The organism is Leptospira fainei serovar Hurstbridge str. BUT 6 (assembly GCF_000306235.2).
GTDB classification, from domain to species: Bacteria; Spirochaetota; Leptospiria; order Leptospirales; family Leptospiraceae; genus Leptospira_B; species Leptospira_B fainei.
The window spans coordinates 46444-64347 of sequence record NZ_AKWZ02000004.1; the positions used below are offsets into that span (position 1 = coordinate 46444).

General features: G+C 44.1%; 9 protein-coding genes. All 9 read left to right on the forward strand.

What is annotated here, in order from left to right:
* Positions 1 to 132 precede the first annotated feature (132 nt).
* Positions 133 to 1518, forward strand: coding sequence for an MFS transporter (locus LEP1GSC058_RS06480; protein WP_016548781.1), 1386 nt, complete (start codon positions 133 to 135; stop codon positions 1516 to 1518).
* Entirely contained in the window at positions 1518 to 2231 is a 714-nt protein-coding gene (mtnC, locus tag LEP1GSC058_RS06485) for an acireductone synthase (protein ID WP_016548859.1), read from the forward strand. The genes LEP1GSC058_RS06480 and mtnC overlap by 1 nt, the downstream gene beginning before the upstream one ends.
* Positions 2232 to 2275: 44 nt before the next feature.
* The gene (locus LEP1GSC058_RS06490) at positions 2276 to 3562 is read left to right on the forward strand and encodes a tetratricopeptide repeat protein (protein WP_039948123.1); all 1287 of its coding nucleotides are present in this window, start codon (positions 2276 to 2278) and stop codon (positions 3560 to 3562) included.
* 534 nt (positions 3563 to 4096) lie between these two features.
* Entirely contained in the window at positions 4097 to 4903 is an 807-nt protein-coding gene (locus tag LEP1GSC058_RS06495; RefSeq protein WP_016548778.1) for an SGNH/GDSL hydrolase family protein, read from the forward strand.
* A 187-nt stretch (positions 4904 to 5090) separates the two neighbouring features.
* Positions 5091 to 5972: an alpha/beta hydrolase family protein gene (locus tag LEP1GSC058_RS06505; protein ID WP_039948142.1), complete on the forward strand. Its 882-nt coding sequence runs from the start codon at positions 5091 to 5093 to the stop codon at positions 5970 to 5972.
* A 469-nt stretch (positions 5973 to 6441) separates the two neighbouring features.
* The gene (locus LEP1GSC058_RS06510) at positions 6442 to 8001 is read left to right on the forward strand and encodes an SAM-dependent methyltransferase (RefSeq protein WP_016548875.1); all 1560 of its coding nucleotides are present in this window, start codon (positions 6442 to 6444) and stop codon (positions 7999 to 8001) included.
* Between the two features lie 12 nt (positions 8002 to 8013).
* Positions 8014 to 10458, forward strand: a complete 2445-nt coding sequence (locus tag LEP1GSC058_RS06515) for a hypothetical protein (protein WP_016548830.1) — start codon at positions 8014 to 8016, stop codon at positions 10456 to 10458.
* A 128-nt stretch (positions 10459 to 10586) separates the two neighbouring features.
* Positions 10587 to 13106: a hypothetical protein gene (locus LEP1GSC058_RS06520; RefSeq protein ID WP_016548841.1), complete on the forward strand. Its 2520-nt coding sequence runs from the start codon at positions 10587 to 10589 to the stop codon at positions 13104 to 13106.
* Between the two features lie 2 nt (positions 13107 to 13108).
* Positions 13109 to 17902, forward strand: coding sequence for a DUF6603 domain-containing protein (locus LEP1GSC058_RS06525; protein WP_016548776.1), 4794 nt, complete (start codon positions 13109 to 13111; stop codon positions 17900 to 17902).
* Positions 17903 to 17904 lie beyond the last annotated feature (2 nt).

Consider the following 17904-nt stretch of genomic DNA (forward strand, 5'->3'; position numbering starts at 1 on the left):
TCGAATCCTCGGCAAGCAAACGGCTCCTCACTCCTTATCGGGATTTTTGAATCGGTTACTAATGAATAGCCGCCGAAAACAGTCGGATCACGAAATGTGCAGGATTAAATAATCAAAGGTTGGAGAAATCGGATGTCCCAGTCATCTTCCAAAAAAAGCTTATTACAATACATCGGGTTAAGCGAACTCGCCTCCTGCGGAGGTAACGCAGTTCTCGCCTTCTGGATGATTCTGGGGATGGCTTTTTTTCTTTTTGCCGACCAAAATCTAATCGCACCCAACCTTCGCAATATAGCGCGTTCGTTCGGAATAACCGAACAAAAGGAAATCGATTGGAAGATGGGGGGAGAAATTCCGATTTTCTTTTTCGTGTTAGGAGGATTAGTCTCCGTAAACATGGGCTACCTAACCCAAAGGTTTTCTCGGAAGGCCTTAGTGGTCGGAACAGTTTTGTTAGGTGAAATCCCTTGTCTACTTTCAGGATTCGCGCAGACTTATAATGAATTCTTGCTACTTAGAACTTTAACCGGCTTTGGGTTAGGTGGAAGTTTTCCTTTATTGTTCTCCATTTTAGGGGACTATTTTTCGGATAAGTACCGATCCATAGCCTCGGGTTATCTTTCGCTTGCTATGGGATTAGGAGTCGGCGTTGGTCAACTCTTCGGAGGCGTGATAGGCCAAGCGGATCTAGAGAACGGCTGGCGGATGAGTTTCATTTATATGGCGGCTCCCTCGTTTCTCTTTATGATCGTGTATGCCATTTTTTGTAATGAACCCGCTAGAGGCAGAACCGAGAAAGAATTCACAGAAATAACGAATATGACCAGCGAGGCGGATGTTCGTTTAACATGGAAGGATTTGAGAATATTATTTGCGAACAAGACCAATATCGGAATCTTTTTACAAGGAATTCCGGGATGCGTGCCCTGGGGAGTATTCTTTACGTTTTTAGCGGATTACTATGAGAACGATTATGGAATCCCGAAAGCTAGCGCCGCCGGTCTTATGACGTTCGCGGCGATCGGAATTTTCATAGGAACATTCTTAGGCGGAATCATCGGACAGAAACTTTATAATTGGAATAAACAATATATGCCGATCTTCTGCGCGGTTATGGTTTTATTGGGAACGGCGCCGAGCGTCTATCTGCTGCACGCTGGTTCGGAAGCCCTTCAACCCGCGTTTATTTTGATAAACTTAATTACCGGATTCATTATCGCAGTAACAGGACCAAACGTGCGAGCACTGATCCTGAACGTGAATACTCCCAAAAATAGAGCCGCAATGTTTTCACTCTATAATCTCACCGATGACCTGGGCAAAGGATTAGGACCTGCTATGGCGGCCATCATTCTCGGATTTGTCGCCGATCGATCGACCGCCTTTACCATCGCCGTTCTTTTTTGGATTCCTTGCGGTTTATTTTGGTGGATCATTTTAAAGAATTTCCGGCAGGACGAAGCGAATGTGCATAAAATCCTGTCCGAAGAAGCGCAAAGATTGCGGAGGACGGCTTAGTGTTTTTAGAAGATGCAAAAGTGTTTTTATTCGATATAGAAGGAACAACTACGCCTATCGAATTCGTTCATAAAGTTTTATTCCCTTACTCCGTACGAAATTTTCTCCCTTTCTTTCAAACCGTTTCTGTGGAAAAACGACTGATAGACGAATTGATCGTCGCCTCAAAGCAGGAATCGGAGTACGGAAAAACTGTAGATTCTCAACCCGAATCCTTGGCTGATTTTTGTACGTATCTCGTTTCTAAAGATAGAAAATTGGGAGCCTTGAAGGAAATTCAGGGCAGGATTTGGAAGCAAGGCTATGAAACGGGAGAACTCAAAAGTACGATCTTCCCGGACGTCCCGAAATTTTTACGACGCATTCAAAAGTCGGGAAAGGCGTCGGCAGTATATTCCTCCGGAAGCGTGGAAGCGCAAATTTTAATTTTTCAATATTGTGAGGCCGGGGACCTCACACCGAATTTTCGGGCGTATTTTGATACCGCTATGGGTGGCAAACGGGAGGCTGAAAGTTATCATCGTATAACCGAAAAGTTAGGAGTGGAACCTTCTAATGTGGTGTTCTTTACCGATATCAAGGAAGAAGCGGAAGCGGCTCAGGCAGCCGGATTGCATCCTTATATTTTAGAACGTCCGGGAAACAACGTTCAGAAAGAACATTCTTTCCCTGTTTTATCCTCTTTCGACGGCTTATTGTCCGAATTTGGCTAAATTCGAGACTAGGGAGATCCTTGGTTTCGACCGAAATTCGTAGTATGGCCGTCCTACGCGTTCTGATTCTTCTTATTATTTCCTATAATTTTTTTCCTCCGAAAATCCATGCTAAAGAAGTCATATACGCCTTCCGCGACCCCGGAATGCCCAAGAGTACAAAAAAAGACGATAAACCAAGAAAGGAGAAAATGATACTGATCGGAGAAACCATGATGTTCGATAAGGTAAAGCCGATCGAATATGAAGGTCAGTACAAGAATCTAGAATTAGGTTACGATATTCGTCCCGATATCGTAACAGTAAAAGTTCATTACGATCCCGGGATTCGGCCCGGTCAAATTCTCTATCTGATCGAAAAAGACTTCGATCATGAAACCTTTAAAGACGGGAATATCGTAGGGCAAATCGAAGTAAAATCCGTTTTTCAAACCGCGTTTATCGGAAAACAATTACGGGGAGTCGGATACTTAGGAATAGCAAAAGAAAAAGTACTATCCGTCGCCTACCCCTTATCGTCGGAACAAGCCGGTCCGGCATTAGTGGAACGTAAAAAGGGAGATTATCACTTTACGAGAAACGAGATCCCGGAAGCGATTCAAGCTTATCGGAAGGCAATTCGATTAGATCCGTCGTCTCCGACGGCTCATTATCGCCTGGGCCTACTTTATTTAAGCGAAGCCAATTCCGACTCTAAGGACTCTTCCTGTTCGGGAATTTTACCGATGAGCGCCGGCGCCGAGTTTGCATCCGCTTGGAAAAAAAGAGGACGATTCGATTCCGATCAGGATGCCGTCAGATTTACTCGGGAATATATTTCCTTTTTAAACTGTAAATCCGAACAGTCTCCAACCTTCGCGAAAGGTAGCGCCGTCCCCGAAGAATTGGATAGGGCGCAGGATGCCGCAAGAGTCGGTTTTGAGATTTCCAAATCGGATTATGAACTTCTAGTTCGGAGCGCCGAAACCTACTATAGATTCTATCTCGCATATTCTCCGAAGAAGCTTCCGCCTAGTATGCAAAATACCGAGGAGTCGGCAAAACTCAGAAAACGTCAGGACAAGGCCTGGGAAATCTCGGAAAGACTATTGAAGGAAGCCGGACTCGATAATATTACCGATTACCGGATTCATCGCTTAACAGGATTATTATACGCAAAACGGTTTTTAGAAATTTCAGGCGGATTGCAATCTGCTACCATCAGCCCGGAAGCAGGTTTCCTTCGAGCAAAGGCTTTAGAAGCAATCCAAGCGTATAAACAACACAAGCCTAAGACCGTAGTCGGTGATAAGGAAATCATTACTCTTGAAAAAGATTTAGGTGGAGTTTAATTTTTCTGGATTTGCTCTTCGAAAAATTTCACGAGCTAAATAGACTCCCGTTCAATATCAAAACATATTCGAAAAGTCGCAAAATCGATTTTGCGGAAGAGCTTTGACACTTACAAACTCCAGAATCACTTTAAAGTTTAGACTCAAGCCTAAATTCTATCTTCAATAACGTGATGAACTTCGGTCGGAAGTTCAATGATCACAATTTCTATTTAAATTTTTAATAATACGTTTGTGGCCGCAATTGATTCCCTGTCAATTCGCCGTTACTCCTCTGATTTTGCAGTTCACCCTAGCTGCCATTGACCTTTTATCCGAAAAATGTTACCTTCGTTTTAGCAGGTCGTCTAAATAAAAGAGATAAAAAATGTCGGAGGGTTGAATGCAAAAGAATAAGAACTCTTTTCTTTTCAAAGTAAGTGATCGAGTCGGGATGAGATCTGCAAATTTCCAAACAAACAAATTGGAGAGTCAGTCTAATTATCGTAGTTTTGCGAGTTTCATCGAGGTAGACAAGATTGAGGAGGTGCGATAATGAAACCTCGACAATCTATTCGAAGATATTTTTTTTCCGTTTTGATTTTTATCAATTTATTCGCGTGTCAAAACATCGCCTTTCAATATAACTTAAGTAACTCCAGTTCGAAAGCCGGAATTTCAGCTATGGATCCGGCTCATTCTCTTCTTCTCGCCGATTTGCTTCTCGATCAAATGGAATTAACGCCTGACGAATGCATGAGCACCTACATAACGATGAATCTGGATTGGCCGTTGCCCGATTATTATCCGAGAATTTCGTCTGACACTCGAGATTATGCGAATATTATCGGAATCGATTCCACAATGGATATATCCAGGCAATACAACGGTTTCTTAAATCCGAATCAATCTTTGTCCGTCGCCATTATCGGAAATACCGCTTGCGATGCGATTACTCAATTGGGTGCGATCAAAACGCCGAATCCTCAGAATTTCATCATTTCCACCGCTGATGCAAACGGAATTCTTCATGGGATAAATAACGATTACATAGTCTTTACCGTTAAACGATTGATTTCTAAAATTCGAGATCGCTGGCCGACAATTCGAATCGCAGTAATCGGAGTGCACCCTACTCGCAATGCGGCGATCAATACTCACAAAGGTTATACGAACTCACAAATTGCAGCTTACGTGCAAACTCTAAATAATGCCTGTTATTACGATCCGATGCCTTTGTTCGGAGTCGGCCCTGGGGAATCGGCTCCGACATCTTTGATGTTGGATACGGTTCATTACAATGCCGCAATTTCTTTCCAGATCAAAGATATATTACAAACCGTCTGCGGCATCTCTATTTGATTCAAAATAGGGATTCTTTACAGGATCCTTTATCGCAATTTCGGGACAAAATTCCCCATGCACGAAATAAGTTGACGTCGAAAAGAAGGTTCAAAGAATTAAAATCGAAGCGAGGCGTTAATCTAATCACGGAAATGAATCGGAGTCCGATTTGCGAATCAAACCTGCAAATGAAATAAAACAAAAAATGAACGATAAATATTCGAAAAATTTTGTAGGCAGCATCGAAATAAAAGTTAAAGACGAAACAAAGGACGTCTCCTTTCCGGCTTTAATCCATTATCCGACTCTAGAACCTTCAACTTTAACGGCCTTCGGTCCCTACACGATGGATGTCAGCCGCGAAGCGAGTATAACCGAAGGGCAGTTTCCTCTCGTCATAATTTCGCATGGTAACGGAGGGTCTCATCTTCTCTATCGAACGATCAGCACTTACTTAGCGAAGAACGGTTACGTAGTCGCTATGTTGGAACATTACGGAAATAACCGTAACGATAATATATTAGAAAATACGAATGAAAACCTCGTAAATCGGCCGACACACGTAAGTTTAACGATCGATGCCTTACTTTCCGAACGAAGGCTCGGTAAGAGTATACTCACGGATAGCATCGCTGTGATAGGACATTCGATGGGCGGCTACACCGCCTTAGCATTGGCCGGGGGTGTTCCTTGGACAAAACAAGGAGAAAAAATTGAAGTTCCTTCCGACTCAAGAGTTCAAGCTATCGTTTTAATGGCGCCAGGTGCAGGTTGGTTCATGAATTCCTTATCGAAAGTAACGGTCCCGATTCTTCTCTTAATCGCGGAACATGACCCAATTACTCCTCGCTGGAATGCGGAAGTTGTGTTAGATAGTGTTCCGGATAGATCGCTGGTTACATTTCGAATGATTGAAAATGCGGGACATTTCTCTTTCCTAAGTCCGTTCCCGACTGCGATGAAAAATCCCGGCTTTCCACCATCGACCGATCCGGCAGGATTCGATCGAGAACGGTTTCATAAGAATCTTCCGAACGATATATTAAACTTCCTGAATGATAAACTTAAAGTTAATCGTTCAGGATGAAAATTTGCGGCTGATTAGAGCGCGATATACTCGATCCGAATACTTCCGTAACTCCCTGAGAACTAAAAATTCGCATCAGCCGCGCAAACGATCCCGCATTTATCCCCTTAACGAGGGGAAAGGTGGACGCGAGGTACTTCGTTTGTAATTAGAGTCCGAGAGCATACTTCTCATCTGCCTCGCATCAACTTCCCTCGAAATCCAGGGAGCAAATCTATCCATTAGAAAAACTATCACCTTCCGAATTTCCGATATAATGGAAGATTTTTGCTACCCGTCCTTTTCACTGATTAAGAAAGCTAAGATCGGGAATCAGGATGATGGACAATGGAAAGTTCGTTTAACAGCAATACCGATAGACACAAAAGAAGGATTTTTAGACGAAATAAATAAAAATATTTACATTTATCCTTATTTACCGCATTGGTGACTCCACTGCGACCCGCTATCTGAAACGAAGTCGACCGAAATGGAAAAAGAGACATATACAATTCTCGAAAAAAATGTCCGTCTTTCGGAATCGAAGATATGGGGATACCAGCGAAACTATTTCGAACAAAGAGGACAGAAGGCTTGGTTAGACGGGGAGGTCCCCTTTTACGGAACTTCCAATTCTTTTGCTGCAAACACTCAAGCCGAGTTAGTGATTTCGTTACTAGATGATCTACCTACCCCGAAACGCAAAGTAAGAATTATTGAACTGGGTGCGGGCACCGGTAAATTCGCTCACCTATTCCTTAGCGCGTTAAAGCGGATCCGTCCTGAACTAATCGATAACGACGATCTCCTATATATCCTAACCGATTTTACGCGTTCTAATATTCGGGAATACCCTATACATCCCGCTCTCCGGCCGTGGTTCAAAAAAGGAATCTTAGATTCCGCATTATATGATCTCGAAAATCCCGAGGATATCCGTTTGCAATCAAACGGTTCGCCACTTTCGGAAGAGCCCGATTGTCTATACGTTATCATCGCAAACTACGTGTTCGACGGTGTTCCCCAGGATCTCTTTGAAATCGGAAACGATCGTCTTCACGAAGTCAGGGTTTTCACCACACATTCCGAATCTTTTTGGATCGAAGAGGATCCGTACAACCTGAGCAGGATCAAAATTCGGCTGGAAGAGAGAATTTGGAACGAGGAGCCTTATAAGGACCCGAGCTGGAATCAAATTCTGAGAGCTTATGGAACGGCAGGCAAAGATCTTCTTCTCTCTTTTCCTACGGCAGCGTTGCAATGCATAGCGACGCTTTCCGACCTATTTCGCGAAAGTATATTCTTTATTTGTGATAAAGGAATTTCCACGCTTGAAGATTTGACTCCGACTCGAGCGCAGGGCCCTGTGGAACATGGAAGCATCTCGACGCCCGTGAACTTCCATGCAATAGGCCGATGGGCAAGCAATAAAGGCTGGCAAGTCTGGGAAGACACGGAAGAGAGAGATTATTTGAGATTGAACGTTTATACTCCGCTCGGATCCAAATTAGTTAACTTTAACCGAGAATACGGAAGAATAAATCGGACACTTTCGTTGGATGATTACGTTTATCTTAGGAGAAGCTGGAACAAACTGACCGATAACGTCCCATTGCGCGAATTAATCTCTTGCTTAAAGATTAGCTGCTGGGATCCGACGGTTTTCCTAATGTTTTATGAGAAAATTATAAATCAGTTGGATACCGACCCGTTGGACGTCTCGCAAATCGAGGCGCTTAAACAAGGTCTTTCTCTCGTTCGACAAAGGAATTTCTTCGATACCGAAGAGGACCTATCATTTGCGCTCGGAACCGTCTACGGTAAGATCGGAGAATCTTCGGAGGCTGCCTCCGCTTATCGCGAATCTTTGGAGAGGTATGGAGATAATCTCCATACGAAATTCAATCTAGCCTTATGTCTGATCGACTCGGGAGAGCCCGATGAGGGAGTCAACCTTTTGAACGAGCTTCGCGCAAAGCACCCCGATCTTCCAATGCCCTCGCTGGCGCCGGTACGAAATGGAAACGAAAAGGGAAACGTTTTTCAATAAGGAAGATTACGAATGGCTACTTTCTTTCGCCCCTATTATATTGATGCAAACGATCAAAAGGTAATTTTAACGACCGATGAGTCGGTATTGCAGGCGGCAACGACTGCGCTTATCAATCAATTTCCGCAAATTGTTAGCGTGGCAGAAGCGATAATTCTCACACAGCTGATAACTCCGCTTGCACAGGGAAATTTATCGCCGCTCCCATTCTTACAATTAGCTTCTGCGGCATATTTATCGATTCAAGACGACGAAAACCTACCCGAAGGAGATATGACAACCAAGCTGACGTTAACTTTCTCCGGAGCCGATCAGGATCCTTGTATCATTACGATAACTGAAAGTTTACCGGATTCTATTTTAAGACTCGCTCAGCTAAAATACATTTTGACCCTCAGTGACCAGATAATGAATTTCTTTTCCTTCGAAGTTGTCGATTCGGCGGGGAAGAATCTCGTTTATGGACCTTCGCAAGACACGGTATTGGACTATTTGGTTATTTTCAATTTACTCAGCGCTTATAGCCTTTCGACCGATCCGAGCTTAATTAGGAAGATCGCGTCTCAAAATGTGAGATTCGCCGACGGTTTGAGACAATTTATCAATTTCTCCGATTTCAGCGGTGACGCGTCAAAATATACCATATTCAACATCACCAAAAACGGTGCGAACGTATTGTTTGTCGATCGAGCAAAACCGAGTAATTGGTATCCTGTCAGGCTCGAAAACAATTCGGTGATCGATCGAATCGATCTAATTGCGATAAAATCAGGCGCGCTGACTCAACAAGCACAGACCAAATTGAAAACCACGATCTTTTTCTCGAAAGGAAACGATTATTCGGCAGTATTAAACGCGATCGATTTTATCAATTCCAAAGACTTTTCCGTTAATAAAATACCGCCTCAGATCAGCGCGACTTCCGTTGACATTAGCCCTCTAACAAATCGAAGAGTTTACTATTTCAATTCTCAGGGAAACCTATCCGCCTATCTCGGGGAATATATACCGGAAACATCGGGTGGCGTCGGCGGAAGGGGAAGAGCGGATTCCCCGGACGAAAACGAATTCTTTTGGTCAGGAAATATCTTCACCGGCTATGCGATCGGATTGCCGATGAAGAATCATCTTAGATTCCTTAGTGCAAGCCTATCGGGATTTTTCACGACGAATACGCCGATTGAAAAACTTTTTACGCTAGGGAAATCGAAATCGACGTCTTCCATTGCTATAATCGCTTACCAAATCCTGGAAGAATTGGGCTATTATAAGAAACAAAACTTGGCAATTGCGAGAAAAAATTTACCCAAGGTTTATTCCAAGCCTCGAATTTTTGTGAATGCGCCTCCTCGAAAAAATTTCAAATATATCGAAGAGAATTCCAAGCGCCTTCCACTCCTCCGCAAGAAAATGAAAGGTCAGGTTGTTCTCGAAACGAAGGAGACGACAGGGTCCCCTCTAATGCATAGAGAATCGCAAGGGAGGGAAAATGCGGGATCCGTCATGAAAAAGTATTTATTCTCCACGAAATTCTCCGCAGGCATGCATGTAGACGGAGAAGATACGTTTTCAGCGAAGTACTCCGCATATTATAGCAAAAAGTATCCGAAGAAACCTTTTAAAGGTAATAGCTTAGCCGCAACCGAATTTACCGATTATGTGGCAAGTCAGGACGGAACGACGGCTGAAATTATTCAGAATTTTCCGACCGAGGTATCCTATCTAAAACAGAAAGAAAAGTATTACGAAGTCGTAACGGATCAGGAATGGTGCCATCTATTCGGCCATGGAGACGGAGGTCCGGATACCCCCGACAATTTCGTTTCCGGAAGCAAACATTGTAACACCGAACAACTGGCAATAGAAACCGGACAACGAAAAAGAAAGATCGACGGACTTACCGCTAAAATCACCGCGTATCTTCTCCCTGCCAGCAATATCTGGTATAACCCGGACGCGGACGCGAAAGACAATTATAAAAAGGATAATCTCCCTTTGGCCCACGTAATGCGATATAAAGTATACGGCGCTAAAAGAAAGAAGATATTCGATCACTGGTACGACGCTCAAGAACAAAGTTTTGATTATAATGAGTTCTTAATATTAGAAGAGTTTGTAGATCGAAAGACTTCTATCGGAGACGATGCGGGATTTTACGAATACAGAGGATCGCTTGTGGCAAGGTTCTTAGATCGACTGTTTAAAGACTGTAAGTCTTTCGATATCCCTTACGATGATGCCGCATATGAGCCGTTTCGCGATTTTCCTTCCGGATATAAGAACGCAAAATCCAGAAAAACCGACCGACAAAATACGCTGCTCCAATTTCTGCAAGGCGATGGAAAAACGGTTTTAGAGCAATTCAATTTCGACTCGAGTCTTTCCCTATTAACGAAAGACAGCCTTCCGCAGATAGTGCAGCTATTATTTTTGCAAATAATAGCTAAATCCTTTTAAACGTAAATGAAAAGCGAATTGATGATGGATAAAACACCTTTAAAGCATTTAATTCTTATTACGAACCATGGAAATTCCCTTCTTGGTTCGGAAAAGAAAACAACGAACGACCGGATTCGATAACCGACATGGCTTTTTCCGTATATCCTTATTATATCGACGCAAATTATTCCTCCGTTTATCTTTATGATGATGCGGACAAAATAACGACGGATTTTATGAACGCCTTTCCCGAGTTAGACGGCGTGGGAGGAATGAATGCGGCCAATATCAAAACGAATTTAATCCAGAAAATTGCAGCTAAATTCGTTCCTTCTTATTTTATCCAAATTGCATTAAACTATTATAAAAATACCAAAAATATAGACGACTTACCGGCAACAGACGATGCTACGAAACTGAATCTCGCCGCCTTTAATCCGGATGCAAATCCTTGTAAACTTACGATCGCTTCCGACGGAGCGAATCTTAACGAGTTAGAAGCAGCTCAGTTGGAATACATATTCGCGCTTACCGATCGATTAATGAATTTCTTCCTTTTTGAATTTTCTTTTGATGACGATCCGATCACGTATGGCAGTGTTGAAAATCAAATCCTCGGCAATCTTGCCATATTAAATTTAGGGAGCGCCTTTTCTTTAATTCAATTACCGAATCCTGAAATAGCTAATTTTAAGGATAGGTTAGCCGGATACCTCAACTTTTCGAATATAAAAGCCGTCGTCTTCGGCAACGAAACTCACCTGAATTTATTCAGCTCAGGCATCGATCAAGGCACTTGGTACACTATCCAAGGGAAGGAAGGAATCGATAAATATAATATTAAGAATATAGCAACCCCAAAAAACAAGGGGGATACAAACAAAGGAATCCTCTTGTCTAGATGGTTGGACGGAACCGTAAAAAAATACGATGATTTACTTGCAATAGCAACGGCCATTAAACTTTCTCCCAATTTGAATCCGGAAGAGATCGCGGGTTTATCGCTCAAAAGCGTAAATATGGGAGCCCTCATCAAATCTATACCGGCCAATCTGGCAAACAAAACCCCTTACTATTGGGTAGACCAAGCGGGCACCTTAGCCGCGATATTAGGACGTTTTATCCCGAACATAGGAGGGGGAGGCGTCGGCGGAAGAGGAAGAGCGGATAACGTAGATGAAAATGTGAGTATCTGGTCCGGCAATCAGTTCATCGCGTACGCAATCGGACTGCCTATCGAGACAAAAGATCAATCCGCCATTATATCCTCGGGAGCGGATCGGGTGTTCAAAACCAATACCCCTTCCGCTACGTATGAACCGGATGCATTGTTATCCAAGAGCGAGGATGCAAAGATTTACGGAATCATTAAGAATAAAACCGTTCCGAATATTAAAAAATCCCTAAATAAATTTCCGCCTATCTTTTATTTTAAAAGGTTCAAGGGCGCGGATGCAAAAAGAAAGAATAAGCCTCTTGCCGGATATGACCCACCGAGGGTATTCGAATCGCCTATCAAGAATTTTAAATATATCGGAAAACAACTCTTGACCAAGAAGAAAATGAAAGGAGGCGAAGCCGCCAAGGTAACCCCGGGTGTCAAGTTGAGCCACAAACAATCGATGGAGAGGGAAAATGCGGGAACTGTTATGGGCAAGTTCCTTTATAATAAAAAATTTAAGAAAGACCAAAGTGGAGACGTGTTAAAGACGGGATACGACGCCTATTTCGCCCAAAATAATCCCGGCAATTCAGGAAGCAGTCTTCCCGCCACCGATTTTACCGATTATCTCGCTCAAAAAGACCAGATATTGAAGACTAAAATTTTGGATTTGTATAAAGATGCCACTCCCTATTTCAAAAATTTGGTCGTTCCTAAAGGCGGAGCGCAAGCGCTAAGAGTGATAACCGATCAAGAATGGTGTCACCTCTACGGCCATGGCGACGGAGGACCGGATATCCCCGAAAATTTCGTGTCCGGGAGCAAGCATTGCAATACGGAACAACTCGCGATTGAAACGGGCCAGAGAAAAAGGAAAATCGACGGGCTTACTGCAAAAATCACGGCATATCTGCTTCCCGCTCAAACCGTCTGGTATACCGGAGCGGCCTCCGATGACGGCCCCTTAAATCGAGGAGACGTAAAAATGCCACTGGCCGATTTGAAGGAATTTCCGCTCCCGACCGCACACATGATGCGCTATAAGGTCTATCACGGCGGAAAGAAAGTATTCGATCATTGGTACGACGCTCAAAGCCAAAGTTTCGATTATTATGAATTTCTTATTTTAGAAGAATTTGTGGACTGGAAGGTTTCCCTCTTAGATCCGCTAGCCAAATATGAATACAATACCTCTCTGATATCCAGATTCTTAGAAAGATTATTTCGGGATTGTGCAAAATTGGATCCTCCCATCGATTGCTCCTCGGCTGATTTCACTCCGTTTAAAGCCTTTCCAGCGGGCTACAAAGACGCGAAGCAAAAGAAGAAAAAAGACCCGAAAGCTGTCGCAGCATACGTAGTCGAGGGTGCCGGCAAGGGAATCTATGATAAGTTCAAGTTCGATGACGAAAGTGGAATCATACTCGGAGACGAAATCCAAAATCAAATCCCGCAGCCGATCAAAACGACCTTTGCCCAATTAATTAAGAAACTTCAAGCCTAACCATGCCTATAGTAGAAACCCAAACCTTTGCCCTGAAACTCCTGACCGATCTTTTTAATCGTGTAAAAAACACGGCGGGAGATCTGCTCATCGACCAAAACTTACTCGGACAGGATCACCTTCCGAAGATATGGAATACGGTCTTTAGTGTGGACCATCTGAAGCTAGGTTCCATCCAAGTGGATGCACAAGACACTTCGACCGGTAATTTTACGGTGAAGGGTAAAATCGATTTGATTCCCTTCCAAAATAAGGGAATACAACTCCAAAATTTGGGGGTGCAAATTCAGTTTTTTGCATCTAAGGATTCCAATAAACCGACCGAAACCGTTATCGAATGCATCGTCGATTTTCAAGGCTTACCGACAGAGTGGGACATACTTTCCTTATATCCTTATCTTCCCCCGTTTATGAATTATCAAACGGATATGCTCGCGGAAGGAGCTCAGGAATCTTTCCTTAGAAAGATATCGTTTCAAGATATTCAAACCCGATTCAGTTCCTATGATTTCTGGCGTGTCCGAAACGAAGAGGCAGAAACGCCCGGATTACAACTTCTTACAACTCTTCCCTCGGATCCCACATTAGGCCTAGAGCTTCTACGAGCCGGATTCAACTTTTCTTCAACGATCGTTGCCGACGGGGATTTTTGGGGCGAAGTCAAACTCATTCAGCCGGATCTAAATAAACTTACCGTTTTCGGAGTCGCAGGAGTGGACGATCAAGGATCCGGCAACGTACTCATCGGTCATAGTCTTCAAGACCCTACTACGCAACAATATCCGTCGCTAAGTATCGGCGGGCTGAAGATCGAACTGAGAAGGCTTTGTATTTACTCAGGATTGGAAAATATCAGTGGAGCTCCCCCGGGCTTCTTTTTCGAGGTTTATCTGGGCCCGGAAGGAGGCGGCCTCGAACTCATCGTACAAACCGGAATCGGTTCCACAAGCGCTCGTATTTTAGGAATTTTTGATAAAGGAATTACCCTTTCGGAAGTCGAAAGCTTACTCGGTCTTTCTAATTTAGCCCAAATGCTACCGGCGGGTCATGAATTAGGCCAACTCACGCTGAATTATCTGGAGTTGGGAATTTCTATCTCCCCGATGAGGTTGGATACGCTTGAATTTCACATTACGACGGAAAAACCGATTTCAGTATTTCACGATAAAGTAGAGATCACTCCCACTCTTATTTGGAACCGATATTATCCGCAAGGTTCGGATTCTCCGACCAGCACGCTATCAATCGCAGGAGATTGGATTTTAGGCGGAACGGAATTTTATACCTCCTTAGATCCTTCTTCAGGCGGATTTTTCGTAACCATGAAAGCGGATCAGAGCCTTAATGCCGCAGAACTAATCAATCGTTTTTTTTCGACAAAGGAACTTCCTGATATTGATATAGTCGATTTCGAACTGGATGGGAATTTCAAAGACTCCTCCTTTTCCTTCGAGATAGACTGCACTACCGATTGGGAAATCGATTTCGGCGGAAACTTGCCGGTCGTATTCAGCCAATTGGGAATTCAAGGGGAATACGCCCCTCCCGACGAAGACTCGTCCGGTGATCCGACAACTACCGGTTCGATCGTGGGAATACTTTTGATCGGTAATTGGAATTTAGATGTGGAGATCGATTGGGGAACTTCCCTTAGCATCGAAGTGCAGATTCCGCAGATCAACGTAACTTGGTTGATCGATCAACTATTACACGAAATACATATACCGATCGAGCTTCCTGATTTTATGATCCAAAACCTGGACGTAAAAATCACACCTAAGACGAAAGAATTTACAATCCAAGGCGGATCATCGGATACGATCGATTTCTTTTCAGGATTGGATCTAAAAATAAATTCGTTTCAAGCGCAGAGAAAACTTAGCGATCCGACTAACGGGATCTATTCTAGCACCGCGAGCATTAGTATCACGTTGGATGTTGGAGGAGTCGGCCTCGTTCTTTCGGGGACATACGATTCCAGTATTTCCTCGCAAAACGGAAAACCGTCTACAGAATGGAACTTTAAATTACAACAACAGAATACGCCGATTCCGTTCGGTAAGCTTATCGAAAAATTCGGGAACTGGATCGGTATCGATCTTCCGATGTGGGTAGGGGATCTAAATCTACAACAGTTCTATCTGGAATTCAACATAGGAGCCGCGAACAAATATTTCATCACGTCCGGAGCCGTCTACGACGGAACCGCAATGTTGGGAAGGTTTAGTCTCTTTGCCGAAAAAAACGATTCGACAGATACGTATTTGGGAAGCGTGCAGGATTATCTAACTTCGATTAACTCAGGGACGTATCAATCTGCGCCGGATACGTATTGGGATTACATACTCGACTTTGAAGTGGAGATCAATATTGACGCGGCAAATTTCCCCTTAGTGGGCTCGGAAATCAACTCCATACAAGCGATGAAATTACAATCAATCGCTTGCGCGATCGCATCTAGAAAATTTACCCAGGATGAAATCACCACTCTTGTCAATCGCTTACCGCAAGGCGCCTTAATACCTCCGGTTAAGGACATAGATAAGGGCAAAAATTTTTCCACTCATATACAACTCGGAAGTTCCGTATTGTCGCTCGCTATGCCTTTGGACGGGCCTTCGGCGGGCGGCGCCGGAAATAATTTTCCAGTCAATCCGGCCTCACCTCTCCAGCCGAACTATCCTATTACCCCCGCACAGCGAAGCACGGTTGATAAAACCAAATGGTTCGCCTTGAACGTTCATCTCGGATCCGTTACTCTGCAAAGAATCGGAGTCCGATTTGAAAACTCGAAAGTTACGTTTCTCCTAGACGCTTTCCTAAGTCTGGGCGGTATAGAAATCGGCTTAGCGGGATTAGGCGTTACGAGTCCTTTCGATCATTTTCAACCTAGCTTTATGCTCGAAGGACTAAGCGTAACCTATTCTAATCCTCCGGTTACGATCGGAGGAGGATTCCTAAAAGCGGCGGAAGGATTGTACGAAGGGCAAGCTATCCTGGGCCTCACTCAATTTGAACTTTCCGCGTTGGGCGCTTATTCGAATCGGAACGGAACAGTTTCCTTCTTCGTGTATTTGGATTATTCCGAGCCGCTCGGAGGGCCTCCGTATTTTTATGTAATGGGTTTAGCCGGCGGGTTCGGATACAACTTTACCCTGAATGTCCCTGGAGTGGATCAAATACGGAATTTTCCTTTCGTACAGATAGCGGAAGGATCGGAATCTTCCGCGAATTCCGATCCGGTCGCGATGCTTCAATATCTGGACGAAAATCGGATCACAGTTCCAAAATCGGGAGAATACTGGTTTGCCGCAGGTATACGATTTCTGACATTCCAGATGATCGATTCGTTCGCGCTCGCCACAGCGCAGTTAGGCGATCATTTCGAATTGGATCTCGTCGGATTATCCACCCTGACTATTCCACAGGGCGTTTCAAATCCGATCGCCGAAGCGCAAATGGCGCTCAAGGCGTCTTTCGACCCGCAAAATGGATTCTTCGGAATCAGCGCTCAATTGACTCCAAGTTCCTATATACTGTCGAAAGATTGTCACCTAACGGGAGGATTCGCTTACTTCGTTTGGCTCGGCGGGGATCACGCGGGAGATTTCGTAGTGACTTTCGGGGGATACCATCCGAGCTTCCAAGTCCCCGCTCACTATCCGAATGTTCCCCGTCTCGGGATTTATTGGCAAATCGGATCAAATATTAGTATTCAAGGATATTCTTATTTTGCTCTTACTCCTGGATATCTGATGGCCGGCGGAGGCTTGGAAGCGGTCTGGAGTTGCGGTAATTTAAGCGCTTGGTTTTCGGCTTACGTCGATTTTCTTCTTCGCTGGAAACCCTTTCACTACGATGCGGATTGCGGTGTCGACATCGGAGTCTCTTATCGATTCTCGATCGACCTATTGTTCTACACGATACACATTACGATCACCGTTCATATCGGCGCGGATATTCATTTCTGGGGTCCCGACTTTAGCGGAATCGCAAAAATTCATCTATGGATTGTTTCATTCTCGATCAGCTTCGGCGATAGCGGCCAACATCCTGATCCAATCAAGTGGTCGGAATTTAAAACTTCTTTCTTGCCGCAACAGGATGGTCAGACTCGCGGATTCGAAATATCCGCGACATCGGGAATCGTCAAAGATTTAAGCAAGGATACGTCTTCGAAAGTACAGTGGGTGATCAACCCCCATACATTAAGTCTTTCTTTTGCAACATCGATTCCGTTGAGAAAGACCTCGTTCGGGAAAGACACGCTTACTAGCGAGAATCCCGCATTCGGCATCGCACCTATGGACAGGAAAAGTACCGACATTCTAAACTCGGCGGCATCGATTACTATCACGAGGGATGGGGAAAGTGCGGAAGGAGATTTTGTTTTAGACCCGCTCTATAAGAATGTTCCCGATTCCCTTTGGGGTCAGTCCATTAGCGCCGATTTGAATTCAAAAGCCGTCCTTTCCGGAATTCTAATGGGTTATGAAATATCCCCGAAACCGATTCCGAACCCGGCGGTCACTTCAAATATTCCCTTGTTCAGATTGGAGTTCGCGGACGACCCGATCCAAAATGCCTACGTTTGGGAAACTGTGACGGAGCCGAACATCGGAAATCTAAACCCGGAACAACGAAGAGACAAGATTATCGGCACAATCTCCCAAACCGCACATTCTAGATCGGACTTATTTTCAGCCTTCGGCTTTGTCCCGGATGATTTTGACTTATCGAATCTTTCGAAGGGTTCGGATAACGCGTTTTTAACTCCTCCGAAAATATATTCTTAACG